This window comes from Tangfeifania diversioriginum (assembly GCF_900141875.1).
Classification (GTDB): domain Bacteria; phylum Bacteroidota; class Bacteroidia; order Bacteroidales; family Prolixibacteraceae; genus Tangfeifania; species Tangfeifania diversioriginum.
The window spans coordinates 50,661-75,986 of sequence record NZ_FQZE01000023.1; the positions used below are offsets into that span (position 1 = coordinate 50,661).

23 protein-coding genes are annotated in these 25,326 nt (G+C 43.7%); 9 read left to right on the forward strand and 14 right to left on the reverse strand.

Annotation, left to right across the window (positions count from 1 at the left end; translation table 11 throughout):
• Positions 1–6 precede the first annotated feature (6 nt).
• The 9 genes from BUC07_RS14325 to BUC07_RS14365 form a co-directional block, all read right to left on the reverse strand.
• Positions 7–1,872, reverse strand: a complete 1,866-nt coding sequence (locus BUC07_RS14325) for a hypothetical protein (RefSeq protein ID WP_217652708.1) — start codon at positions 1,870–1,872, stop codon at positions 7–9.
• Positions 1,873–1,886: 14 nt separating this feature from the next.
• Complete coding sequence (locus tag BUC07_RS14330) at positions 1,887–4,274, reverse strand: glycoside hydrolase family 31 protein (RefSeq protein WP_073170849.1); 2,388 nt, start codon at positions 4,272–4,274, stop codon at positions 1,887–1,889.
• An 83-nt stretch (positions 4,275–4,357) separates the two neighbouring features.
• Positions 4,358–6,880, reverse strand: a complete 2,523-nt coding sequence (locus BUC07_RS14335) for a glycoside hydrolase family 2 TIM barrel-domain containing protein (protein ID WP_073170851.1) — start codon at positions 6,878–6,880, stop codon at positions 4,358–4,360.
• An 85-nt stretch (positions 6,881–6,965) separates the two neighbouring features.
• Positions 6,966–7,706 carry a hypothetical protein gene (locus BUC07_RS14340; protein WP_073170854.1) on the reverse strand — a complete coding sequence of 247 codons (741 nt, stop codon included), beginning with the start codon at positions 7,704–7,706 and terminating at the stop codon, positions 6,966–6,968.
• Between the two features lie 153 nt (positions 7,707–7,859).
• The gene (locus BUC07_RS14345; RefSeq protein WP_073170857.1) at positions 7,860–8,621 is read right to left on the reverse strand and encodes a succinate dehydrogenase/fumarate reductase iron-sulfur subunit; all 762 of its coding nucleotides are present in this window, start codon (positions 8,619–8,621) and stop codon (positions 7,860–7,862) included.
• 8 nt (positions 8,622–8,629) lie between these two features.
• On the reverse strand, positions 8,630–10,570 hold the full coding sequence (locus BUC07_RS14350; protein WP_073170860.1) for a fumarate reductase/succinate dehydrogenase flavoprotein subunit: 1,941 nt from the start codon (positions 10,568–10,570) through the stop codon (positions 8,630–8,632).
• Positions 10,571–10,590: 20 nt separating this feature from the next.
• Positions 10,591–11,268 carry a succinate dehydrogenase cytochrome b subunit gene (locus tag BUC07_RS14355; protein ID WP_073170863.1) on the reverse strand — a complete coding sequence of 226 codons (678 nt, stop codon included), beginning with the start codon at positions 11,266–11,268 and terminating at the stop codon, positions 10,591–10,593.
• Positions 11,269–11,640: 372 nt separating this feature from the next.
• Positions 11,641–12,522, reverse strand: coding sequence for a homocysteine S-methyltransferase family protein (locus tag BUC07_RS14360; protein ID WP_073170866.1), 882 nt, complete (start codon positions 12,520–12,522; stop codon positions 11,641–11,643).
• A gap of 43 nt (positions 12,523–12,565) precedes the next feature.
• On the reverse strand, positions 12,566–13,234 hold the full coding sequence (locus BUC07_RS14365) for a cobalamin B12-binding domain-containing protein (RefSeq protein WP_073170868.1): 669 nt from the start codon (positions 13,232–13,234) through the stop codon (positions 12,566–12,568).
• Positions 13,235–13,386: 152 nt separating this feature from the next.
• On the opposite strand from BUC07_RS14365, the gene BUC07_RS14370 reads away from it, so the two are divergent.
• The 8 genes from BUC07_RS14370 to BUC07_RS14405 all read left to right on the forward strand — a co-directional run bounded on the left by BUC07_RS14370 (position 13,387) and on the right by BUC07_RS14405 (position 19,474).
• A complete protein-coding gene (locus tag BUC07_RS14370) occupies positions 13,387–14,742 on the forward strand; it encodes a GntT/GntP/DsdX family permease (protein ID WP_073170871.1) in 1,356 nt (451 codons plus the stop codon).
• A gap of 27 nt (positions 14,743–14,769) precedes the next feature.
• Positions 14,770–15,216, forward strand: coding sequence for a GNAT family N-acetyltransferase (locus tag BUC07_RS14375; RefSeq protein ID WP_083578275.1), 447 nt, complete (start codon positions 14,770–14,772; stop codon positions 15,214–15,216).
• Positions 15,217–15,419: 203 nt separating this feature from the next.
• Entirely contained in the window at positions 15,420–15,917 is a 498-nt protein-coding gene (locus BUC07_RS14380) for a hypothetical protein (protein ID WP_139279598.1), read from the forward strand.
• Positions 15,918–15,989: 72 nt separating this feature from the next.
• Positions 15,990–16,679: a hypothetical protein gene (locus BUC07_RS14385; protein WP_073170876.1), complete on the forward strand. Its 690-nt coding sequence runs from the start codon at positions 15,990–15,992 to the stop codon at positions 16,677–16,679.
• On the forward strand, positions 16,633–17,094 hold the full coding sequence (gene yidD, locus BUC07_RS21140) for a membrane protein insertion efficiency factor YidD (RefSeq protein ID WP_217652709.1): 462 nt from the start codon (positions 16,633–16,635) through the stop codon (positions 17,092–17,094). The genes BUC07_RS14385 and yidD overlap by 47 nt, the downstream gene beginning before the upstream one ends.
• Complete coding sequence (locus tag BUC07_RS14395) at positions 17,078–17,914, forward strand: hypothetical protein (RefSeq protein ID WP_073170879.1); 837 nt, start codon at positions 17,078–17,080, stop codon at positions 17,912–17,914. The genes yidD and BUC07_RS14395 overlap by 17 nt, the downstream gene beginning before the upstream one ends.
• Positions 17,880–18,734 (forward strand): tetratricopeptide repeat protein, encoded by an 855-nt coding sequence (locus BUC07_RS14400; protein WP_073170881.1) that lies wholly within the window; start codon positions 17,880–17,882, stop codon positions 18,732–18,734. Before BUC07_RS14395 ends, BUC07_RS14400 begins: the two co-directional genes overlap by 35 nt.
• On the forward strand, positions 18,731–19,474 hold the full coding sequence (locus BUC07_RS14405; RefSeq protein ID WP_073170884.1) for a hypothetical protein: 744 nt from the start codon (positions 18,731–18,733) through the stop codon (positions 19,472–19,474). The genes BUC07_RS14400 and BUC07_RS14405 overlap by 4 nt, the downstream gene beginning before the upstream one ends.
• Here the strand turns inward: BUC07_RS14405 and BUC07_RS14410 are convergent.
• Positions 19,471–19,887, reverse strand: a complete 417-nt coding sequence (locus tag BUC07_RS14410) for a hypothetical protein (RefSeq protein WP_073170887.1) — start codon at positions 19,885–19,887, stop codon at positions 19,471–19,473. The two genes, BUC07_RS14405 and BUC07_RS14410, sit on opposite strands and share 4 nt — an antisense overlap.
• A 190-nt stretch (positions 19,888–20,077) precedes the next feature.
• Between BUC07_RS14410 and BUC07_RS14415 the strand changes: the two genes are divergently transcribed.
• Positions 20,078–20,644 carry a peroxiredoxin gene (locus BUC07_RS14415; protein WP_073170891.1) on the forward strand — a complete coding sequence of 189 codons (567 nt, stop codon included), beginning with the start codon at positions 20,078–20,080 and terminating at the stop codon, positions 20,642–20,644.
• Here the strand turns inward: BUC07_RS14415 and rmuC are convergent.
• The 4 genes from rmuC to BUC07_RS14435 all read right to left on the reverse strand — a co-directional run bounded on the left by rmuC (position 20,641) and on the right by BUC07_RS14435 (position 25,136).
• Positions 20,641–21,999: a DNA recombination protein RmuC gene (rmuC, locus tag BUC07_RS14420; protein ID WP_073170894.1), complete on the reverse strand. Its 1,359-nt coding sequence runs from the start codon at positions 21,997–21,999 to the stop codon at positions 20,641–20,643. The two genes, BUC07_RS14415 and rmuC, sit on opposite strands and share 4 nt — an antisense overlap.
• A gap of 80 nt (positions 22,000–22,079) precedes the next feature.
• The gene (locus BUC07_RS14425; RefSeq protein ID WP_073170897.1) at positions 22,080–23,162 is read right to left on the reverse strand and encodes a 3-oxoacyl-ACP synthase III family protein; all 1,083 of its coding nucleotides are present in this window, start codon (positions 23,160–23,162) and stop codon (positions 22,080–22,082) included.
• 26 nt (positions 23,163–23,188) lie between these two features.
• Complete coding sequence (locus BUC07_RS14430; protein ID WP_073170900.1) at positions 23,189–23,935, reverse strand: UDP-2,3-diacylglucosamine diphosphatase; 747 nt, start codon at positions 23,933–23,935, stop codon at positions 23,189–23,191.
• A 43-nt stretch (positions 23,936–23,978) separates the two neighbouring features.
• Positions 23,979–25,136, reverse strand: a complete 1,158-nt coding sequence (locus tag BUC07_RS14435; RefSeq protein ID WP_073170903.1) for a TlpA disulfide reductase family protein — start codon at positions 25,134–25,136, stop codon at positions 23,979–23,981.
• Positions 25,137–25,326 lie beyond the last annotated feature (190 nt).

Here is a 25,326-nt window from a genome sequence, read left to right on the forward strand (position 1 = left end):
TATTTTTCAGAAAGTAAACGCCCTGAACGAATGCGGTTTGATTTTCACCTCAAACACTTTGGCATCTTCGCCCATCTTCCGGTTTCTGAAAACCGGAGCTTCGCGCAGGGTCCCCTCAATTTTTTCTCCCGAAGCAATATCGGTAATTTTAGCAGCATTTCTATTCAGCAGAACACTCACTGTAACTTCTTTATCCAAAAACGAATGCACTACAAATGAATTGTTGTCGTACACAAACAGGCTCACTTCGCCCGGACCTTCCAGCTTCACACTTAAATGCCCCGCAACAGTTTGACGCAAACTGTTCAGCACCGGAGCAGGCAACCGGTATAAATCGATAAAATTATCGGGAATGGTCCACACAAAAAATTTCCCTTTTGAATAATCAGCCGAATGCAAAATCGGCCAGCCGTTGGTATCGTCGAGTGCCGAAATAATTTCCCATGAATCGTTGGTCAGGTAATGCATCTGCGGAATCAACATCTCCTTTTCAGAAAAAGAGGATGGCCCCCAACCGGCGGCAAACTCCTTCACACTGGCCTTGCGGTCGGTTACCCGCAGTTCCACGATGTCCTCAATTCCTTTTCCCTGCATGGCTTTGTAGAATCCCGAGGTCACTACCACATTTCCGCCACGCTGAAGTTGTGCTTCAATTTTTCCCACAATCTCCGGGTCGAATGAAGCCGTTTCGGTAAGCAGTACCACGGGCTCATTTTCGGGGAACTCAGGGACCAGGTCAATGGGAATACCAATCATTCCGAAATAATTTTGCAGAAAATCTTCACCTACGGAATGAAATGGTTTGTAGCTTTTTACGCCCACCGGATTTTCCAGTTCGCCCAACACTTCGTCCACAATTTCGAGGGAATAACCGGCAGCACGAGCCATTTTGGTGGGGGTAAACAGGGTGCCGTCTTCCTGCTCAACCGGCTTTTTCATTTCGTCGAAATCAAAAATTCCCTGCCACTGCGGACGCAGGTTTTCTCGCAGCGGATAATTCATCTGCCGGATGTCGAACAGCGTAATTTCCGGCGCTTTGGCAAATAATGTCAGCCACAGTTGTTCGGCATAGCGGTCCATATAACGCAAACCGCCGGTATCAACCCAGCCGCCGCGGTTTTCGCCGGGTTTCAGGTTTTCAAAATACCTGAACACAGCATAACTCAAATACTGCTGCAAGTGCTGGTTTCCGGAGCGGTCGCGGGTTTCGGTACCGGTGTACAAACCATCAAAAAGTGCCGGTTCTTCCTCCAGATTAAATCCCAGCCCCTGAAAATGCTCGTACCAGTTGGGGTATTTAATCACCACTTCGGTTTTGGGATTGACCGCTTTTGCCGGGTTGATAACCAAATCGACGGCAGCATTTTTCATCAGCTCCAGCCGGTATTCTGTCCAGCTTTTTTCGCCTTTGGCCGCAATGCACAAATCGCATTTGCAACTGGTGAAAAAGAAATCGTCGAGAATAAACTCGTTAAAATGTTTGGCGGTGTGCTCTGCAATCTCCTGCACTTTTTGCCTGTGTTCAGGATTGGTGTAGCAAAAGGTTTCAAAGTTGTTGCTTTCGTCAATGGTGTAGGTAATTCCTCCGCCCACCTCAATGCCTTTTTCGCGGAAAAACTTTTTGGCAAACTCCAGCGTTTCGTCACTCACAATCAGCAGGTCGCGGTGGGTTTCCAGATAAATTTTATCCACATGCACCTGTTTCGACAGTGTATCCCACACTGATTCGAGCCAGCCCGGCTGCCCCATTTTTTCCACTTCGTAGGCGCGGCAGTAAACGGCAACTTCGAAGTTTTTATATTTCTGACCAGATACCGCAAAACAGCAGGAACCAAGTATCAAGGTTATTAAAATGGTTTGTAGTTTTTTCATGATCATAGGTTTAATTAATTTACTTTAAATTTCACTCCGTTATCCTGCAGTGGGTTGGTATTCAGCCTGAATGAATTGCCCGATTTACTAAGGTTTACTTCCACCAGATTCTGGTCGGAAGGTAGGCAAACGAAACCTTTGGCTGCGTTGGCATCTGAGGCAAAAACCTTCAGTTCCAATTCCGACCAGTTCATTTCCTTAGTGGATTGCGCCAGTTTGATGTGCGGAATCACTGCGCCGTCGCGCACCAGCACGACCGCCGGAATTTCGCCGGCTTCAATGTGATGCCAGCCTTTTTCATACACATTGCCGGTTTGGTAATCAATCCATTTTCCTCCGGGAAGATACACATCGCGACTGGTTACATTTTCGAAAAGCGGCGCCACCAACATGTCCTGTCCAAAAAGATATGCATCATCCACCAGCCACGAACCGGCATCATCCGGGTATTCCACAAACAAAGCGCGCATCATCGGCAGGCCGTTTTCGCTGGAATGTTTGGCTTGTGCGTAAATGTAAGGCATTAATTTGTAACGCTTTTCGGTTGCCAGACGGAACGCATCATTGAAACTCTCGTTGTATTCCCAAGGTTCTTTGGGCGGCGCTCCGTGCGTGCGCGAGTGTGAAGAAAGCAATCCGAACGGCAGCCAGCGGCGGTAAATGTCTTCGGGTGTGCGCTGCACAAATCCGCCAATATCGTGGCTCCAGAAGGTGAATCCCGAAAGCCCCAATGAAAGACCGGCTCTCAGCGTGGCAGCCATAGCGGTGTTGGTGTTGGCAGCGTCTCCACCCCAGTGCAGCGGATAGCGTTGGCTTCCGGCCCAGGTGGAACGTGCCCAGATGATATTTTCGCCGGTTACTTCTTTGGTGATGTCGGCCACTGCTTTGTTGTAACGCAGCGGATACAAATTGTGTTCGTAAAAACCTGTTTTGCCCGACGCATAAAGTCCGTCGAACGGTGCTGCTTCACCAAAATCCACTTTAATGGCACCTACTCCCAGGTCGAGTAATCCTTTAATTTTATTCTGGTACCAGTCAACTGCTTCCGGATTAGAGAAATCGAGCACGGCATCTTCGTACGGAACATTTCCTTTTTTATTTTTTACATACAATCCTTTGTTGAGAATTTCAGGAAAAAGGTCGTTTTGGGGCACAAAATAGGGCAACTGCCACAAACTCACTTTAAATCCCAGATCGTCCAAATCGCCGATCATATCTTCAGGATCGCTAAAACGCGACGGCGCAAATTTGTAGTCGCTGCGCCAGTCCACCTCAAACCAGCCGGTATCGAAATGAATCACATCGCTGGGAATGCGGTTTTCGCGCAACTCCGCAGCCACTCTGCGCCCATCTTCTTCGGAAAAATAGGTGATGCGGCTCATCCACAATCCAAACGACCAAAGTGGCGGCATTTGTGCTTTTCCGGTGAGCTCCGTGTATTCATCCAGAATGTCTTTCGGTTCACCCAGAAATACAAACAAATCGAGCGCTTCATCGCCAATCATCAGCGAATTGGTGCCGTTAAAATATTTTCCGAAATCGCAGGTAATAGGCGACGAAGTGTGCATAAATATACCGTAACCGCGACTGCTCATGAAAAAAGGGATGGGCTTGTACATGGTTTCGTTTTGCACGCCATTCGGGTCGTCGATATACAACACTACTTTTTGACCGCGCTTGTTTAGCCCCTTGAAATTCTCACCAGTTCCGTAAATTTTTTCTCCGGGTGATAAGTTGAAAACCGCGTTCATACTGCGTGAATAATCGGATGCACGCCGTACAAACGAAAACGGATTCACAGGCGTGTACGTTCCCTGGTTGTCCGACGGATGGTTGGTTTTGGTCAGCAGTTTTCCTTTAGCATCATAAAATTCCACATGCCACGGAAATTTGCGCAAGATAACTGCTCCGAACGGGCTGGTGTATTTGTGCCCGCCGTCAATTTTTGAATATTCCCATGAATGATCTTTTGGGGCGAAACCGTTCACCAGCATCAGCGATTCTTCTTCTGGTCTGACTTCAACGCCCGATTTCATGCGAATTCGAACTGTTTTTGGGGAAACAAATTCCAGAGCAAACGGCAATGTTGGATGCGCTTCATATTCCACACCAGGAAATTCGTTGCCTTCCACCTGTGTTAATCCCGCCAGCGTGTTATCAAAAGCATGACGTGTTCTGAACTGGTGACGCATCCATTTTACTTCTCCCTCTCCGGTTTCAGGATTGAAAGAAGTGAGGCTGTCGGCTACGAAGTAAGTGTTCGAAAAGTTATAAAAATCGGCACTAATATCCACCGGGTCGTTGAGCAACCGGTGATTTTCTGCCGGAGACGACAGCGGCAACTGGGCAAAAATTTCAGAAGCGCCCAAAAGCAAAATAAAAAGAATTACTAATTTCTTCATTTTTATCTGTTTTTATTTTATTTGCTCATTTTTTAACGCTGACAGATCCGACGGACGCTGTCAGGTTTTAAATGAAAATTACTTTAATTCATTTTAATTTTCACGCTCGTTGAATCCAGCCCTTCAGAAGCAGCTGTTAAAGTTACATTTCCGGGCTCGTTGTCGGCCTTCACCACAACAAGGCATTTTCCGTTGAATGCATCTATTTCCTTTCCTTTCAAAGGTTGATGGCCAACCGGATTTCCGTTGTCCACACCAAAAATTTCTGCATTCCCTTCAATCGAAAACTGAACCAAATTTTCAGCTGTCGGCACAAAATTGCCTTCTTTGTCGAGCACTTCAACGGTGATGTATGACAAATCGTAACCATCAGCAGAAATTGTCTTCCGGTCGGGAGTTCCTTTCAACTGCTCCGGTTCACCGGCAGTTGTGATTTCCTTTTCCATCACCACTTTGCCGTCTTCGCGCGAAACGGCTTCCAGTGTTCCCGGTTCAAACGGAACCCGCCACATCAGGTGCAGGTCTTCGGGGCCTTTGGTTTTTGAGCCCAACGATTCGCCGTTCAGAAAAAGCTCTACTTCAGGTGCGCTGGAATAGGCCCAGATATCAACCGTTTGTCCCGGTTCCCAATTCCAGTGGGGGAAAACGTGGAGCACATCTTTATCCGTCCATTCGCTTTGGTACATGTAGTAAATATCTTTCGGAAAGCCAGCCAAATCAATAATTCCAAAATAGGAACTCCGCGACGGCCACCAGTAAGGAGTGGGTTCGCCGAGGTAATCAAAACCGGTCCAGATGTAAGTTCCGGCGATGTGATCATATTTTTTCACAATCTTCCAGCTTTCTTCGTGTGTCGATCCCCACGGAACATGGCAATTGTCGTAGGAAGAACACTGCTGCTCCTCGTTGCCGTAAGGCTTTCCGGTGGGCGGGTAACTGTCGGGCCAGATAAACATGCTGTCGGACGGCATCTGGTAAAACCCGCGTGACATCAGGCCGGAAGTGGATTCGCTCACGAGAAAAGCTTTTCCCGGATAATTTTCAGGAAAACCGGCAAAATTTTCGTGATGGTAATTGAACCCGTAAATATCGAGTGCGTCCGATTGAAACAGGTTGTTCCAGGGATTTACTTCGTTGCAACCGGCGGTAACCGGACGGGTTGGATCGAGCTCTTTTACAATGTTTGCCAGCTTGGTAGTAAGCAATGAATTTACCGACATTTCGCCTGAATTGATTATGCTTTCATCCACATTCTTTTCGAAATTCAACAAATGATTGGCTTTCTGAATATTGAGCGTGTCGGCCTCCACATGTTCCCATTGTTCGAGCACTTCGTTGCCGATGCTCCACATCATTACCGAGGCGTGGTTGCGGTCGCGGAGGATGTGATCGGTTAAATCACGTTCGTGCCACTCTGGAAAGTAACGCGAATAATCGTATTCGGTTTTCTTTTTGCGCCACATGTCAAAGGTCTCGTCCTGCACTACAAATCCCATTTTGTCGCATAACTCGAGCAACTCAGGTGCCGGCGGGTTGTGGGCCGTGCGAATGGAATTGCAGCCCATTTCTTTCAGGATTTCCAATTGCCGCTCAATGGCACGGGTATTGACCGCAGCACCCAGGCAACCCAAATCGTGGTGGTTGCAAACGCCCAATAGTTTCACATGTTCGCCATTCAGAAAAAATCCTTTCTCCGGATCGAAACGAAAGGTGCGGATGCCGAAAGTTGTTTTGTAGGTGTCGGTCAGGTTACCTTCTTCATCATAAACTTCGGAAACGGCCTTGTACAGTGCCGGATTTTCGATGCTCCACAAATCGGGATTTTCCACTTTCATGTTTTGCTGATAAACCATTTTCTCGCCTGCGCCAACAGGTTGCGCCAATTCTGTTTCGGTTACCAATTTATTATCCGGACTGTAAATCTCTGTTTTCAAAGTCACATTGCTGATGTCGGGCAAGCGGTTTGCCAGTGTGGTTTCTACCGAAACGGTTGCACTCTCTTCGCTCACATTTGGAGTAGTAACGTAAGTCCCCCAATGATCAACAAAAATTTCACCTGTTTTTACCAGCCAAACATTCCGGTAAATTCCGGAGCCGGAATACCAGCGGGAATTAGGCTGTTCGGAGTTATCGACTTTCACGGCCAGCACGTTTTCCTCGTCGCCGAAATTTAAATGTTGTGTGAGTTCATAACGCACAGAACTGTAACCATAGGGCCGCATCCCGAGCCGGTGGCCGTTAATCCACACTTCACCTTTCTGGTAAATGCCATCGAAATCGATAAAAACCAGTTTGTTTTTGTCGGATTCCGGAAGTTGAAATGTTTTGCGGTACCAGCCAATTCCGCCGGGTAGCGCTCCCCCACCGGGCGAAGCAGGATGTTCTTCACTAAATTCACCTTCGACGCTCCAGTCGTGCGGGAGATTCAACACCCGCCAGTCTGAGTCATCGAAATCGGGAGAAAAAAAAGATTCTGAATTACTCCGTGTGAATTTCCAGTCGGTGGTAAAACGGGTACGTTCTCGGGGATTTTGCTCATTTTTGGGATTGCAGGAAATTAGAAATGAGAAAACAAAAACACCAATTATCAGCCGGTAATAATTCATTTTTACAGGTTTTGGTTACCCGCAAAAATATAAAAATGCATTAAATGTTATTGTTGTTTATACAATATAATTCCTTTAAAAAAGGTTAATTAAATTCGAATAGCAAATCAACCTGCAGATCTTCCATCCTTAATTTTTCCTTTTCGTTTCGGCGGAAAACATAAACGACTCCATATTCCTGCGCTATCTGGCGGCGATGTTTAGGTGCATCAGCAGGTACATTTTCTTCAATTTCAGTCCATAATTTGCTGATAAAATCATTTGTGGTTTTACGTAGTTCCTGCATTTTATCGTATGAGCGTAGGGTATTCCGTTTCAGATTGTGCTGAAAAATTGCCGCATCTTTAAAATCTTCAACTTTCACTTTTACGAGGGCAATTGAAGGATTATAAAAAGGACTTCCTCCATTTTGCATACGTTTTTGTTCGCCGTCAATTATTTTCCATCCCCAGTCCAGCACTTCTTTTTCATTGGCTAGAGACGGAAGTTTCATTTCCAAATCCTGCAAACCATAAAATGCAAGCGTCTCAATTTTAATTTCCTCGCGTTCAATACTCATGTACAGCATTTGGATAAAATGCGATATGTACAACCGGGCCTTATCCATTGCCGCCTTGTAATCCCCGATTTTTTCAGATTCAATTTTTGTATCCAATTCGTAATGCGTCAGGTGATTCTCAAAAGCAGTTTTCACGTTTTTCAATTCATAAAGGGTTTGTTTTGAGAATGCAAGTTTTTCGGAATTTTGCTCTGAAGCAATGTTAAGCGCAGCCTCCAGCGCGCGGATTCTGGCTTTATCGGTAGTTGGCAAACGACGGTAGGGCATAATTCATTTTTTTAGCGTTATGCGAAGTTATGGATTTAAACCTCCTGTTTAACGTGTTCGCACAACATTTTATGCACATTCAATTGTGAATTAAAAAACGAAGGCCTCCCCGTTTCCGGAAAGGCCTTACTATTTTTCACATCTATTTTTGTTCTATTCGCTGAATCTTGCGGTAAGATACTCACGATTCAACCGGGCGATGTTGGTAATTGAAATGCTTTTGGGGCATTCCACCTCGCAGGCGCCTGTATTGGTACAGCCGCCAAATCCCAGCTCGTCCATTTTGGCCACCATTTTTCGTGCCCGGCTTTTGGCCTCCACTTTCCCTTGGGGCAGCTTGGCCAGGTGCGCAACTTTTGCCGACACAAACAACATTGCTGATGAGTTTTTACAGGCTGCCACACAGGCTCCACAACCAATACATGATGCGGCATCCATCGATTCCTCAGCATCTTCATGGGATATCGGGATAGCATTTGCATCGGGAACACCACCGGTATTCACCGAAATGTATCCACCAGCCTGAAGAATTTTTTCGAAAGCTGTACGGTCAACCACCAAATCTTTAATAACCGGGAATGCAGCAGCGCGCCAAGGCTCAATGGTAATTGTTTCGCCGTCTTTAAATTTGCGCATGTGCAACTGGCAGGTTGTCACCTCTGTGTCAGGGCCGTGTGCCCGTCCGTTGATAAAAAGGCTGCAGGTACCGCAAATGCCCTCTCGGCAATCATGATCAAAAGCAATGGGATCTTTGCCTTCTTCTATCAGGTTATTATTTAAAATATCAAGCATCTCGAGGAATGATGAACCTGTGGAGATATTTTCGATTGTGTAGGTTTCGAACCTGCCTTTGTCTTGGGCATTGTTTTGCCGCCAGACTTTTATATTGAGTTTTTTCAGAATTTTATCTGCCATAATTCATTCTATTTATAACTTCTTTGTGTCAACTTAACATTCTCAAACACCAAATCTTCTTTGTGTAATACCGGCTCTTTGCCTTCTCCGTTGAACTCCCAACAGGAAACATAAGTAAATTGCTCATCGTCGCGTTTGGCTTCGCCGTCTTCGGTAACTGATTCTTCGCGGAAGTGCCCGCCACACGATTCATTTCTGTCGAGTGCATCGTGTGCCATCAATTCACCAATATCGAGAAAATCAGCCACACGTCCTGCCTTTTCAAGTTCCGGATTAAGGTTATTCAGTTCGCCCGGAATTTTAACATCTTTCCAGAATTCCTCACGAATTTCCTTAATCATCTCAATCGCTTTCTTCAGCCCTTCGGCATTACGCGACATTCCAACGTAATCCCACATCACATGGCCCAGTTTTTTATGGAAATAATCAACTGGCTTAGAACCTTTTATATTGAATAATTTTTCAATCCTGCCGGTTACTGCTTTTTCTGCTTCTTCAAATTCAAGTGCATTGGTATCGGCTTTCGGAGTAAGAATTTCGTCGGCGAGATAATCGCCAATGGTGTAAGGCAATACAAAATAACCGTCGGCAAGGCCCTGCATCAGAGCTGAAGCCCCCAGCCGGTTGGCACCATGGTCGGAGAAGTTAGCTTCGCCGATTGAATACAACCCCGGAACGGTGGTCATCAGGTTGTAATCGACCCATGTTCCGCCCATCGAATAGTGAATAGCCGGATAAATCATCATGGGTTCTTTGTACGGGTCAACATCGGTAATTTTTTCATACATCTGGAAAAGGTTGCCATAACGGGCTTTTATCACATCTTTTCCGAGCCGCTCTATGGCATATTTAAAATCGAGGTAAACGGCTTTTCCTTCGGCATTCACACCAAAACCGGCGTCGCACCTTTCTTTGGCAGCACGTGATGCCACATCGCGCGGAACAAGGTTGCCGTATGAAGGATATCTTCTTTCCAGATAAAAATCACGATCGTCTTCAGGAATATCGTTTGGCCCGATTTCACCTTTGCGCAGTTTCTCTGCATCTTCATTCTTTTTAGGTACCCACACGCGGCCATCGTTACGCAACGATTCGGACATCAGGGTAAGTTTCGACTGCTGGTCGCCGTGAACCGGGATGCAGGTGGGGTGAATCTGCACAAAACATGGATTCGACATCATAGCGCCTTTTTTATAGCATTGCCATGCCGCTGAACCGTTACTTCCCATAGCGTTGGTAGAAAGGAAAAATACATTCCCGTAACCGCCGGTGGCAACAACCACTGCATGAGCGCCAAACCGTTTGATCTCTCCACTTACCAAATCGCGCGCAATAATTCCGCGGGCTTTGCCGTCAATTTTTACCACATCCAGCATTTCGTGGCGACTGTACATCTCCACGTTTCCTTTTGAAATTTGCCGGTTTAGTGCCTGATAGGCTCCTAACAACAATTGCTGACCGGTTTGTCCTCTTGCATAAAAAGTACGGCTTACCAGCACACCGCCAAAAGAGCGGTTATCGAGCAAACCTCCGTACTCCCGGCCAAAAGGCACTCCCTGTGCCACACACTGGTCAATAATATTGGGAGAAACTTCTGCTAACCTGTAAACATTAGCTTCCCTGGCTCTGTAATCACCACCTTTAATGGTATCGTAAAATAACCGGAACACTGAATCATTATCGTTCTGATAGTTTTTTGCGGCATTGATACCACCCTGTGCAGCAATAGAGTGTGCACGGCGCGGGCTGTCCTGGTAGCAAAATGCTTTTACTTTATATCCCAGCTCGGCAAGAGAGGCGGCCGCCGAAGCGCCACCCAGTCCGGTTCCGACTACAATAACTTCAAGTTTTCTTTTATTGGCGGGGCTAACAACTTTTATATTCGATTTGTGCTTGTTCCACTTTTCAGCCAAAGGCCCTTCAGGTATTTTTGAATCTAATATGCTCATATACAAATCCTTTTTCAGGTTTAAAATTTAATAAGGAAATACAATGGAATTATTGAAAATCCAACTGCAATAATAACTGCATAAATTTTTCCAATAATCTGCAGCCTGCTCATCCATTGTTTATTACTCAATCCCAGTGTATGAAAGGCCGACCAAAATCCGTGAGAAAGGTGGAATCCCAGTAATATTCCCCCAAGTACATAAATAATATCATAAATGACACTTGTTTTAAACAACCCTGCAACAAGACTGTAGGTATCTTCCATGTGTTCGCCGTTAATGGTAATTTCCTGCACCCCACCGGTAAAACGAATTACCCAGTAAAAATTAATAATATGGATAATTAAAAATACCAGCACCAATGCTCCCAAGACAAGCATATTCCGTGAGGTCCACGTACTTGCAACGGCAGGGTTTTTCTGGTTATATTTAACGGGGCGTGCTTTCCAGTTTTGATATTCAAGAAAGAATGACCAGATAATATGCACCAAAAAACCAAGCCCCAACAGTGGTTCCACGATCCGGATTAATGGATTGGTAACCATGAAATGGGCAGCTATGTTAAACAGTTCTCCGCTATCATCAAAAATCAGCAATAAATTTACTGAAAGATGGACAGCTAAAAACATAACCAAAAAGAGCCCAGAGATGCTCATTATAAACTTCCTGCCAATTGACGCAGTTAAAAACTTGCTCATAAATAATCTTTTTAATTAAATCGTGTTGACATCAATATTTCGCACAAAAGTAGCCGAACCGCCTATTTCCGCAAAAAACTTTCTACCAAAATAGCTAATTTAAATTGTTTCTAAGAATATATGATGTGAATAATTAGTTCCGGAAATTGCGGAAACACAGCAGATTCAAACCAATGTTTAAATGCCTTCATGTTTGATTAAAGAACACCTCCACTCTATTGCATTGATATGGCGGACAAGAACAACCCATTCGGCTTAACAGAAATAGCATTTTAATCTGTTATTTCAACTCATTCAAGAATGAAAAGCACTGTCTGGCTTTTGCTATCTTTTGTGTTAACAAATCGTTTAATCCGGTAAAATTTTTTGGGGTCACTTTTCATCAATTATCTTTCTTACCCTTGAAATATGTTCGGGTGTGGTGCCGCAACAACCGCCCACCACATTGGCACCAGCGGCAATAATTTCCGGAACAAGCGCTGCCATTTCATCCGGCGTTTCGGGAAAAACCGTTTCGCCATCCTGATATACAGGCATCCCGGCATTGGCATGAACCAGAATTGGAATTTCAGTGTTGGCTTTTCGTATCTCTTCCACAATGCCTACCATTCCGGCAATTCCGTTCCCACAGTTGGCGCCAATCAAAACGGCACCTGCGTCAATTATTGTTTCCACCATTTCGGTGGGAGAAACCCCCATCATGGAACGAAACTCGCCTGTTACGGTTTTTTCAAATGTCATAGTACAAAATACTTCGAGGCTGGTATTTTCTTTTGCAGCCTTCACGGCGATCCGGGCTTCGTCGAGGTCGGTCATGGTTTCAATCATGATGGCATCGGCACCACCCGCTTCCAACCCGAGTGCCTGTTCTTTAAATGCCTCGTATAGCTCCTGCTCCGTAACTTCACCCATCATCAGTATAACTCCGGTTGGGCCGATGGAACCCAGCACAAATTTTTCGCCAGCCGCTCTTTTGCTTATTTCGGCAGCGGCTTTATTCAGGTCGAACGTTTTTTCAGCAAGGTTGTATTTTTCGAGTTTAAAACGAGAAGCGCCAAAACTATTGGTTTCAATCATGTCAGAACCCGCGTGGATGTAATTTTGGGCGATATCGAATACTTCATCGGGATGGGAGATGTTCCACTCCTCCGGGCATTCCCCGGGTTTCAGCCCTTTTTGCTGAAGAAATGTCCCCCATGCGCCGTCGGAAACCAGCACTTTTCCTTGCTTAATTTTGTTGAGAATTTTTCCCATCAGCCTATAGTTTAATTCACAAAATGCGTTCAATTGTCCGTTTTTAATCAACCTGTGAGTTCAGGTATTCCACCAGCCCCTGAGGATTGGACGAGTAAAAATCGGCACCAACTCTTTCCCGGAAATTATCGGTTACCGGAGCTCCGCCCACAGCAACTTTGGCATTGGGAACAGCTTCTTTGATGGCTTTGGTAATTTTTTCCATGCTCGGCATAGTTGTCGTTAACAGTGCCGACAAGCCGACAATACTGTTTTCATGCTCTTTCAGGGCAGCCACAAACTGGTCGGCTTTTACATCAGTCCCCAGGTCAACTACTTTCCATCCGCTTCCTTCCACCATCATTGAAACCAGGTTTTTACCAATGTCGTGCAAATCGCCTTCCACCGTACCAATTACAAATGTTCCCTTTTCCTTTACTTCGCCGGATAGAAAATATGGTTTTAAATGGACCATGGCTGTGCTCATGGCTTTTGCCGACATGAGCACCTGTGGCACAAACACTTTGTTTTCGCGAAATTTTATTCCCACTTTTTCCATTCCCGGCAATAATGCATCTGACAGTATTGTTTGGGCTTTAATCCCTTCATCCAGCGCTTGCTTTGTCAGTTCATCGGCTCCATCCTGTCCTTTCCTGTCCGGCGGATATGGCGCGGCTTTATTGATTTTCCCAAATTCAATACATTCTGCAATTTTTGAAAGTAGTTGACTCATGGTGCAAATGCAATTTTTGGTTTTATTCACTCAAAAATACACACATTCCTTTGAACAGGAAACAGTATTCAGTAAAAATGATATATTTCGTTCAAATTTGAAAAAATGCGGTTAAATTCTAACTTTAAAGCCAAATCCTAAATCTGATAAATATGGCCACACCTGTACTAATCCTTATTGTTATTTCGGCTGTTGCGCTGCTGCTCTTCATGGTATTGAAGCTCAAAATCAGCGCCTTCATTTCACTTTTAATCACGGCCATTTTTGTTGGAATTGCATCGGGGATGCCGCTTACCTCGATAACGCAGTCCATTCAGGACGGCATGGCCGGAACTCTCGGATTTGTGGCTACCGTGGTTGGGCTGGGCGCCATTTTCGGGCAAATGCTCGAGAGCTCGGGCGGAGCGGAATCGCTGGCTCATTACCTCGTAAAAAAATTTGGAAAGGATAATGCCTCGTGGGCAATGGTGATTACCGGTTTTGTAGTGGCTATCCCGGTTTTTCTCGATGTGGGGTTCATTATTATAGTTCCCATTATTTACGCTTTGTCGCGCGACACGAAACGTTCGCTATTGTACTACGCCATCCCGTTGCTGGCAGGGTTGGCCGTTACGCACAGCTTTATCCCGCCCACACCGGGCCCGGTTGCCGTGGCCGATATCATCAACGCACAGCTGGGGTGGGTCATTCTGTTTGGTATAATTCTCGGATTTCCAACAGCGATAATCGCAGGGCCGATCTGGGGAAAATACATCTCAAAAAAGATATACCTGAAACCGCCATTCGATTTTGATAAAGAGCCACAGGAAGTTGATCCCAAAAATTTTCCGCCTTTCAGCTTAATCGCCCTGATTGTTTCTATCCCACTGCTGCTGATTCTTGTAAATACATTTACCGGCCTCGCAGTGGAAAAAAATTACATTGCCCAATCCACTTTTACCGACATTCTCGAGTTTATTGGCCACCCGTTTTCGGCACTGATAATTGCCACGCTGATAGCCACCTATTTTTTGTGCATTAAACGCGGCATGGGAAAACAAAAAATTCTCGATTTAAGTACCAAAGCACTGGGCCCGGCCGGAATTATTATTTTAATTACCGGTGCAGGGGGAGTTTTAAAAGAAATTCTGGTTGACAGCGGAATTGGAAAAATTATGGCTGAATCGATGTCCAATTCTGCACTACCTCCAATTTTACTGGCATGGCTTCTGGCAGCAGTTGTACGCGTAACCCAAGGCTCGGCAACTGTGGCCATGATTACAGCAGCCGGAATTATAGCGCCTGTAATAAATGAATTCGGCCTGAACGATCCGCAACGCGCACTGGTAGTACTGGCCATTGCTTCGGGTGCCACTTTGCTTTCGCACGTAAACGACAGCGGATTCTGGCTCGTGGGCAAATACCTCGGAATGAATGAAAAACAAACACTGCAAAGCTGGACTGTGATGGAAACGATTATTGCAGTTTGCGGACTGGCTTTCACGTTGCTGGCAAGTTTGTTTTTTTAAAATGAAATCAAAAAAAGCGTAAAACATATGATAACATTCGAATTCAAACATTTCAACGAGTTATCGAACCCCGAACTTTACGATCTTCTGCAACTTAGAGCAGAAATATTTGTAGTGGAGCAAACCTGCATTTACAATGACCTCGACGGTCTGGATAAGGAGGCAACCCACCTGATTGTGAAAAATGACGATGAAATTATTGCCACTTCCCGGCTTTTAAAACCAGGTACCCGTTTCCCGGATTTCTCTATAGGCCGGGTAGTTGTAAAAAAAGCACAGCGCGGAAAACAACTGGGAGAAAAGATGATGAAAAAAGCAATTCAGTTTATGCTGGCAGAATGGGGAGCAAAAACCATTAATGTGAGTGCCCAAAAATACCTTGAAAGATTTTACAGTGACCTGGGATTCGAAATTTTTACTGGTGATTACCTTGAAGATGGCATCCCCCATGTAGGGATGCGCTATAAAAAATAACAGATTCTGAAACCCAAAAAACACCTGATTGCATGCAGTAAAAAAGGAGCCCCTTTCCCTGTTTTCAGCAATTAAATTATATGCTTTAAAAATCAATATGTTAATTTATCAGAATTTTTTCTGTTTATCAGAATTTTTTTCCATAAATTTATAGTGAAATTGAAAATTAAACATCTCTGAAATTAAACAAAACAATTATGACTATGAAAAAATTTATCCTCAAAAGCGTGAGTTTGATTTTGGCCATCTCACTGCTTTCTGCCCAGAATTTTAGTATTATGGCAAGTACTACAACCGCCGCGGTTGAATTTGAAGAATCTGTTTTTTCTTACGACGATGATTTGTTGCTGGCCGAGCTAAGCGAGCTGGATGAGCTGGACGCCTACATTGAAGCCAACGAAGGCACTACCTTCGATGAGCTCACAAATGAAAACAGCCCGCTTGTTGCAAACATTGAAAGTACAGCTTCGCCAATGGGAATGGCCGACCAGAGCGGTGAACCACCACTTGGTATTCCTTCGTTTCTCTGGGGTTGTGTATTTGGAGTTGTTGGACTTGTAATTGTTTACATTATGACCGACAGCGATATGGATCAAACCAAAAAAGCCATGTGGGGATGCGTTGCTTCCACAGCAGTTTCTGTAGTACTTTATATGGTTGTTTGGGGAGCCTGGGCCTCAGCAGTTGATGCAGCGTATTAAAAAATTATCGAAAAAAATACAATTTCAAAGGCTGTTTGATTTTTCAAACAGCCTTTGTTACAATAAATTAACATGCGAAATACACTTCATTTAATTCTTTTATTCTCAGTTGTTTTGGGTTTCAACCTAAATTCGGCTGCTCAGGACTATTTCAGAATGAGTGCCGACTTTACAACAAAAGTTAAACCCGTTGAAGGGAAAATGAATCTCACAAAAGGCAAAATTTATTACGACAAGTATTCCCAGGAATTAATTTATGACATCAGTTTCCCATCAAAAGAAAAATGGATTGTTCAGGATTCAAAAATTTATAAAATAACCAACGACTCGGTTTATTTCACTGAGGAAATTCCTTCGATGAACGAATTCACCGTGTTTCACCTGGCGTTGAACTCCAACCTGACCTATTTCGGGCTGGATGAAGCAAAATTCTCCATTAGTAATATCGATAAAAAAGGTGATCTGGTTATTTCGTACTGGAATATTCCCCCCCATATCCAGAAAGTGATTTCGACCATTGCCATTGCCAAAAAGAACAACCAGCTGCACAGTATTGTTATCACCGGAGAAAACAATAAAATACTGAACAAACAGTTTTTCAAAGATTACATTCAAATTGGCGGATTTGAGTTCCCGGGGTCTATTGTTCAGATTTTTTACGACGAAAACAACAACGAAGAATACCAGGTGATGGAATTTAAAAATATTGAACTAAATGATATCGACAACGAAGAGAATTATCACTATCAGCTCGACAATTAAGCTGAAATTCCTGAAAATTGCATTTCTTTTGCCGGCATTGCTTTTGCTGACAAATTTTTCGGTTGCCCAGGAAAAAAGCAATTTTGAAATTGATGAGCTGAAAAACCTGTTTGAACACCACCATCACGAAACACCAAGGTACACACAGCAATCGCCAAAACCCAAAAACGAACTCGAATTCCTGATGGCATCAGGGTTTAATATTTACAAAACATTTATTTCGTCGCAGGATAATCCCAGTTGCGTTTTTTATCCCTCTTGCTCCGAATATACAGTCCAATCCCTTCAGCAATACGGGCTTTTTGTGGGAACTCTAATGTCGTTCGACCGGTTATCGCGCTGCCACCGCCTTGTAAAACCCGATCAGTATTATTTTAATCCATCAAAACAACGTTTTTATGATCCCGTCAGGTAAAAACTCCTTGCTGCTGTTATTTATTTTGGTCTGCAATATTGCCGGTGCGCAAAACCTGTTCAATGCCGAAAATTCAAAAAAATTTGCCCGCTACCTCGAAAGCACCCGGCAGTATAAACTGGCCGCGGTTGAATATGAAAGAATTCTGAGCATTGAAAAAACCGATCCTGCTATTTATACCGGATTGCTGAAAAACTATCGCATGGGCAACATCTGCGAAAACAGTTTTCAAAACCTGAACCAGTTACAGGTCAATAATTTTTTTTCGGACCAGAATGTTGCATCAGAATACCTGAAGCTTTCACTTTCGTGTAACTGCTGCTATGAGAAAAATTATTTTTCAGATGCACTTTCATCGGTAAGCAGCCGTGAAAAAACATTTTATAAGCTGGGATATTTCTTGTTTACAGAACAGAAAGATTCGTTAAGTAAATTCACTTACAATAATCTGTCGTTGCTCAGCAACAGTTACCCAACCGTTTTAAACAAAATTGAAAATATTGAAAGTTTTAAACGAAAAAGCCCGGGGCTGGCCATGGCCATGTCGGCTGTAATTCCCGGCAGCGGAAAAGCCTACTCGGGCTATTGGGGCGATGCGGTGATGTCGCTCGTATTTGTTTCGACCAATGCCTGGCTTTCGTACAGAGGGTTCAGCAAAAAAGGCGTAAAAAATGCCAACGGCTGGATTTTTGGCGGCATTTCGCTGGGCTTTTACCTGGGCAATATCTGGGGTTCAGGAAAATCAGCACGAACCTATAATCAAATTGAATACGAAAAATTATACAATGAAGCTAAAAACAGTATTTACAGCCATTTTTAGTTTTATAATTGCTTTTGTTGCACAGGGGCAATCCATTGACGAAACTTACCGTTTTGCCGAAAAACAGTTTTTGGCCGGGAACTACGAAACTGCCCTGATTGAATACCAGCGTGTGGCTTTTTTCGATGCGGAAGGGAAATACAACTCGGTGTACCAAAAAATTGGCGAATCGTTTTACGCTGAAAACCAATTTGATGAAGCCGCCAGAAATTTCGACATAGCCGCGCGGGTAGCTGAAAACGACAGCCTGCAGGCCGAGATGTATTTCAAAAAAGCGATGTGCTTTTTTAAACAGCATAATTATTTTTTTGCGCTTAACGAATTGTTGGGACTGCAGCCACCAAAATCGTCTTATTTCCAGCAAAAACACGACTTGTACACAGCAATTGCCCTGTTTGGAATTGAAGAGTACGAAACTGCTTACAACCACCTAAGCAAAATAGTTGACGAAGAATCGCTCCCCGAGTTAACCGGCATTTTTAATCATTTTGAAAAAATAAGAAAAAGGTTCAGGCCCGAAAAAGTACAAACCATGAGCACCATTTTCCCGGGCATTGGCCAGTTTTATGTCGGAAATATTGGCAGCGGGTTAAATTCTTTGGTGTTAATTGGTGGAATTGGCGTAATAACCATTTATATTTGGCAGTCGTATGGTTTTTTGGACGCCGTTTTATCGATGAGCTCGTGGTATTACCGATACTATTCCGGCGGCATTAAAAATGCCAATAGCCTGGCCCTCGAAAAAATTGCGCGAGAAAGGGAAATAACGTACCAGGAAATCATACAACTGGTTGAAGAAAATATTTCGGACACAGAATGAACATACGCATTTTAATTACAATACTTATTTTTTCAACGGCAACCACAATGGGATTTTCATCTCCCAAAGAGACTGCGGTTGATACCGTTTTTACGCTCATTTACAACCAGCAATACCAGGAAGCCGACTCTTTTCTGGAGGCCTCGGGAAACGAATTTGACTCATTTTATACCGACATTTTAAAACTGGACCTCTACTGGTGGAGATTTGTTACCACCCGCAATTCGGATGACTCGCGGCAACTGCACCAGCTGCTCAAAGACTTCAGCGAAAGCGACAATAGCAAACTGGACTACAGGCTGAAAGAACTCATTACATTATCGTACAGGGTGCGTTACGAGTTTAAACGATTTAACATTCCCGGCGCACTGATTTTCCGTTCAAAAATTAAAAATTTGCTTGCTGAACTGAACCAGGAAAAGCTTCCGTTTGCGGAGAACAGGCTGAAACTGTTTGACCTCTATAACGAATTGTTTGCCTACTTCGACAATGTGATAAATCCTTTTTTTATTGAAAGCAAGCGCATTGAACGCGAGAATGCCCTTATTAAAATTGGAAAATTCACACACGACGATGATTTAATTGTGGCCACACTAGCCCGCTATTTTTTGGGAAGGATTTACATGAGTATTGAAAACGACCCGGCAGCTGCCCAAAAATATTTTCGGATTCTCTCCATCCAATATCCGGGGAACATCCATTTTTCGGAATATTTTGCCACCTGCAACGAAAAAGTTTAATTCCACAACTGAAAATGTGTGCTCACTTTCCGAAAAGTACTTTTGTGACAAACCGGACAGGTTGCATTTTTCAGCCGGTGAATATTGGTGAGTTTCAACCGCGACCGGCACTTGCTGCACCTAAATTCACTTTTATGCACCACCTCGTTATGGTTAAAAACAGTCACCTCGATTTTATCGTACAATATTTTACATTTCGGGCATTTGTAAACCTGAAACCCAGCTTTTACAAACAAGTCGTTATTCTCTTTCGACAGCCTTTTTAGCAACCGGTGTGTTTTATAATGAAAAAGCTTTTTGTTGAGTTTCAGGTAGTTTTCAAGTGGTTGCGAATGGATTAAAAAGCCATGCCCCTGGTTAAATTTATCTTCAAAACCACAATTCCGGCATCGGTAAGTATAGGCGTGCCCCATAACATTTTACTTTCACTAAATGTACTGAAATTTATCCTGACTTTCAACCCCTTAAGCTTTTCAAACCAATTTATCCAAACTTTAATCGAAAAAATACTTTCCCCGTTCTTCAGGAAATTATTTCAGCTTCGAAACTTTTTGTTCATTTAACTGTATTTATTAGTGTTCAAACTAAAATTCAAAAAAAGAAATGAAAACATTCATATTTGCACTACTGCTCGCGGTTCCGTTTATTACCGTTTCACAAAATACTAAAGGGCTTAAAATTGGCGAAAAAGTTCCAGGATTTGAAGCCACAGCCGACGATGGCAGCACCTGGAAAATTAAAAACCATATTGGTGAAAATTACCTGGTGGTTTATTTTTACCCGGCAGCGATGACAGGCGGTTGCACAGCGCAGGCCTGTTCGTACCGCGACCTGAGCAGTGCCCTTGAATCGGAAGATGCCATGGTAGTTGGCGTGAGTGGCGACAATGTGGAAGGGCTGGAGTTTTTCAAGGAGGCGCACAACCTGAATTTCACGCTGCTTTCGGATGAATCAGGAGATATTGCCCGGCTTTTTGGCGTGCCTGTTCGCGATGGAGGAACATTCAACAGCGAATTTAACGGCCAGGAATTTGAGCTGGAAAGAGGAGTGACCACAAGCCGCTGGACATTTATCATCGACAAAAATGGGAAAGTGGTGTATAAAAACGAACAGGTTGATGCCTCGAAAGACACCGAAGAGGTTTTATCCTTCCTGAAAAACAACCACTAATCTTCGAGTAATTTTTTGGGAAGCACTTTTGAGGCTTTGGCACCCAGCGATTTTAGCTTTTCGGTTGACCGGACAAGATTGCCACGGCCTTCAGATAACTTGTTCATGGCATCATCATAACTGTTTTGGGTGAGCCGCAGGTTGTTCCCGATTTTTTCCATATCGCCAATAAAATTCACGAATTTATCGTAAAGTGCCCCACCCTGCCTTGCTATTTCGAGCGCATTGCGGGTTTGGTTTTCCTGCTGCCAGATGGAGGCAATGGTGCGCAGTGTGGCCAGCAAAGTTGACGGGCTCACAATTACCACCTTTTGGTCCCAGGCAAAAGAGAACAACTCTTGATCTTCCTGAATGGCCAGACTGAATGATGACTCGATGGGAAGAAACAGCAACACAAAATCGGGCGAATTCAGTTTTCGTGCCGACTGGTAATGCTTTTCGCTCAATCCTTTTATCTGCGTTCTTAAACTCAGAAGATGCTCTTTTATGTGACGTGTCCGCTCCTCATCGGTAGTAGCATTTACGGCACGTTCGTAGGCAACAAGCGAAACTTTGGAATCGATGATGATATGTTTATTGTCGGGCAGGTTGATTACAATATCGGGCTGAATGCGTTTGCCATCGTCAGAAAAATCGCTGAACTGTTTTTGGTAGCCTTGTTCCCCTTCGTTCAGGCCCGAGCGTTCAAGAATGCGTTCCAGGACCACTTCGCCCCAGTTGCCCTGTTTCTTCACATCTCCTTTCAGCGCTTTGGTCAGGTTGCCGGCTTCTTCGCTTATGCGGGCGTTCAGTTCGTACAATTTTTTCAGCTCAGCGCGCAAATCGGTCTGGTCTTTCAATCCCTTTTGGTAAGTGTCGTCCACTTTCTTTTCAAACAACTGCAGTTTTTCTTTCAGCGGGTTTAGCACTTCGCCAATATTTTTCTGGTTGGCAGCGGTAAATTTCTCACTGTTTTTCTCCAGAATTTTACCTGCAATGTTTTCAAATTCAGTTGTAAATTTCTTTTGAATTTCTTCCAGCTCGGCTTTCTGTGTGTCCAGTTTTTCCTTCAGGTTCCGGTATTCGGCATTTGCTTTTTCAAGGCGGCCCACCAGCTGGGTATTTTCTTCCCTTTTGGTTTCAAGTTCTTTTTTCCACGCTTCGATTTCCGATTTCAGGGAGTTAGAGCGATCTTCCCAGACAAACTGTTGCTTTTCGGCTTCATATTTTTCAGTTTCCAGTTTTTTCTCCTCTTCCTGAAACTGATTTTTAATACCTTGAATTTTTTTCTGATTTTTGAAAATAAAAAAAACAGAAGCAGCAAGTCCGCCTGTTACGATTCCAATGACAAGGAATAACATGGTAATTACATCCATCAGGCAAAATTTTGTGTTTTTAAAAATGGCAATTTAGCCAAAACTGGTCGTTTTATACACTTTTTCTGCCTGAGAATAATTTACCATTTATAAACAATAGAATTGATATTCATTCCGGCCCCCACCGAGCAAAGGACGATATAATCACCGGAATTAATTTCCTGGTCATCAATTTTTCCTTTCAAAACCAGATCGAGCAATGTGGGCACGGTGGCTGTTGATGAGTTACCCAGATCCCTAATACTCATGGGCATAATACCTTCCGGAATATTTTTTTCGCCATAAAGTTTGAACAGGCCACTCAGGATGGCTTCGTCCATTTTTTCGTTGGCCTGGTGAATTAATACTTTTTTGATGTCGGCTAATTCAAGACCGGCTTTTTCAATACTGTCTTTTACAACTCCCGGAACATTTTTTATGGCATAAATATACAGTTTGTGCCCCGCCATTTTAACCCAGAGCTCGTCGCCTTGCATGTTGGGATTGTTTGACGGCCCAAGTGTTAGCAAATGGGCATGCGAAACTGAATCGGAACGACTGGCGTGCGAAAGGATTCCGGTTGGCTCTTCGCTTTCAACAGCTTCGACTATTGTAGCACCTGCACCGTCGGCATAAATCATTGAATCGCGATCGTGCGGATCAGAAATGCGAGACAATACATCGGCCCCCACCACCACGCCGCGTTTCATAAAGCCGCTTTTAATGAAGGCATCGGCCACAATCATTCCTTGTGTCCAACCGGGGCAACCTGAAATCACATCGTGGCAAATTGACGAAGGATTTTCAATTTTCAATTTCATTTTCACCTTGTTGGCAAGGCCGGGTAAAATATCGCTGCGCACATTCCCTTCGTAAATATCGCCGAAATTATGGGCAACGATAATAAAATCGAGGCTCTCTTTTGAAATTCCTGCCGTTTGGCAGGCATCTTCTATTGCAAATGCAGCAATATCAGAAGTCACCTGATTTTCACCTACATAACGGCGCTCCTCAATATTCGTTATCTCATGGAATTTCCGGATGATTTCCTCATTCGGCTTATCAATTAATTGTTTGCTTGCAGCATCATAAAACTCATTCCCAAGAAAATGGGTATTTTTAACCTGCTGCGGAGGAAGATAACTTCCTGTTCCAATTATCCGTGTATAGACTTCCTTTGCCATAATATTCAACTCCCAACTAACCTCGATTAATGAAATTTGTTCAACTTAAACTCATCGCCATCAAAAACGCCGTAAGAGAAATTTGTAATCCAGTCGCCAAGTAAAATAAACCTGGCCCCATTTTTAAGCTCCTCATTAGCCATTTGATGACGGTGGCCAAATATAAAATAATCTACCCACTCCTTCTCCAAAAAATTTTGGGCAAATTTATACATACTCTCATTCTTAACTTTAAATTCTTCTTTGTGGTCGATTTTTGATAACCGGCTCGACTCTGACCAGCGATGTGCAATGTTAAATGCAAAATTAGGGTGCAGGCGCGAGAACAACCATTGCAGTTTTCGGCTCACAAAAAATTTTTTCAGCATCAGGTAGCCCTTGTCCTCGGGATCGAGCCCGTCGCCATGGGCAATTAAAAATTTTTTGCCCCTGATTTCGGTTATGAATTCATTGCGGTGCACAATCAATCCAATTTCAGTGGGCAGGTAATCGAATACCCAAAGGTCGTGGTTACCGGTAAAAAAATGAACGGGCACACCTTTATCAGCAATATCGGCAAGTCTGCCTAAAACCCGTGTAAAACCGCGTGGGACAACTTTTCGGTACTCGAACCAGAAATCAAAAATATCGCCAACCAGGTAAAGCTCACTTACATCGTCTTTAATAAAATCGAGCCATTTTGCAAAAAACTGTTCGCGTTCGCGGTTGTTTTTAAGCGCCGGTGCGCCCAGATGCACATCGGAAATAAAATATATTTTCCCTTTTTCTGACAAGTTAAAATAGTGTTCAAAATTGATTTTACAAATCTTCCGCCATTTAATTGAGCAGCCTGGAAAGTGCCCTGTCCAATGCCTGCCCTTTCAGGTCTTTTGCAATTACCTCTCCCTCTTCGTTGAGCAGGTAATTGTAAGGCACAGTTTGGACATTGTAGTTGCGCACCGCCTGGTTGCTGCCTTCCATATCTCCCACATTAATCCAGCTCAGGCCATCCTTATCAATGGCATCAACCCATTCAATCCGGTTATTGTCAACACTCACCTGATAAATTTCAAACCCTTTGTTTTTATATTTATTGTAGGCCTCCACGAGGGCTTCGTTTAAAATTCGCGAATCTCGGTTGACTGCCGCCCAGAATTGCAGCAAAACCACTTTGCCGCGTAACGACGAAAGTGCAATTTCTTCCCCTTCGGGTGTGGGCAAAACAATTTCGGGGCTGTTTTGGCCCTGTTCCTGAATTAATTGCTGCAACCGGGCACTTTGGTCATCTTTTAACAACTGCACAGTATTTTGGTACAGCGCCTTTACATGTTCCGATTCAGGATAAATGGAGTTAAGTGCAGAGGCGGCTACGCGCATGGTTTGCAAATCGTTAATCACGTAATTCTGCTGGCCAAATTTTTGGTACAAAGCCAAAACACTGGCCATTGAAAAAGGATTATCCATAACAAACTGCGCAGAAAATTCCGCCTGCTTCTCTCTGATTTTCCGGGCTTCCTCTTCCCATTGAGCTTTCATTTCCGGGTAATCATTATTTCCTTTGTATAAATTATGCAGCGATTGCAGCGAATCGAGCTTCTTTTGTGTGGAATTGAGATGATCAGTAAGTTTTTTCACCTGCACCGCCCCGGTTGAGCCCTCCACGTGGTAATCGCGTTCAAAATTTACAGCATCTGCTGTAACAATCACTTCATCAAGCGAATCAATCAGCAGTGTAATAAACTTGTTGTCGTTAAGTTTAAGCAAATAATATGAAGGAATATTGGTGGTGCCTTTGAATTCGAACCCACCATCTTTGTCAATTTTTGCAGAGTCAAGAAGTTGTGTGGAAGAAACCAGTAATTTTTCAAAGTAAATGGTTTCCCCTTCGGCGTGTGAAACTTTTCCGGTTACGGTAAACCGGTTTTCATCTTTGGCACAACCTGCCATTAAGATTCCTGCAACAAACATTGCAATTAATAACCTACTGATTTTCATATCCAGTTTTTGATTTTAAGAGGCGTAAAATTAACAATTTCCAGTTTTTCATGATTATTAAACCGCGAAAATAACATATTTTAACCCGCATAACCGCACACATGCAAAAATTAATTGAAACCAATTATTCCGGGTAAAGAATTTTGTGAGAAAGTTTTTTTCGCAATTTTTGTAACGGATTATCCCTGAA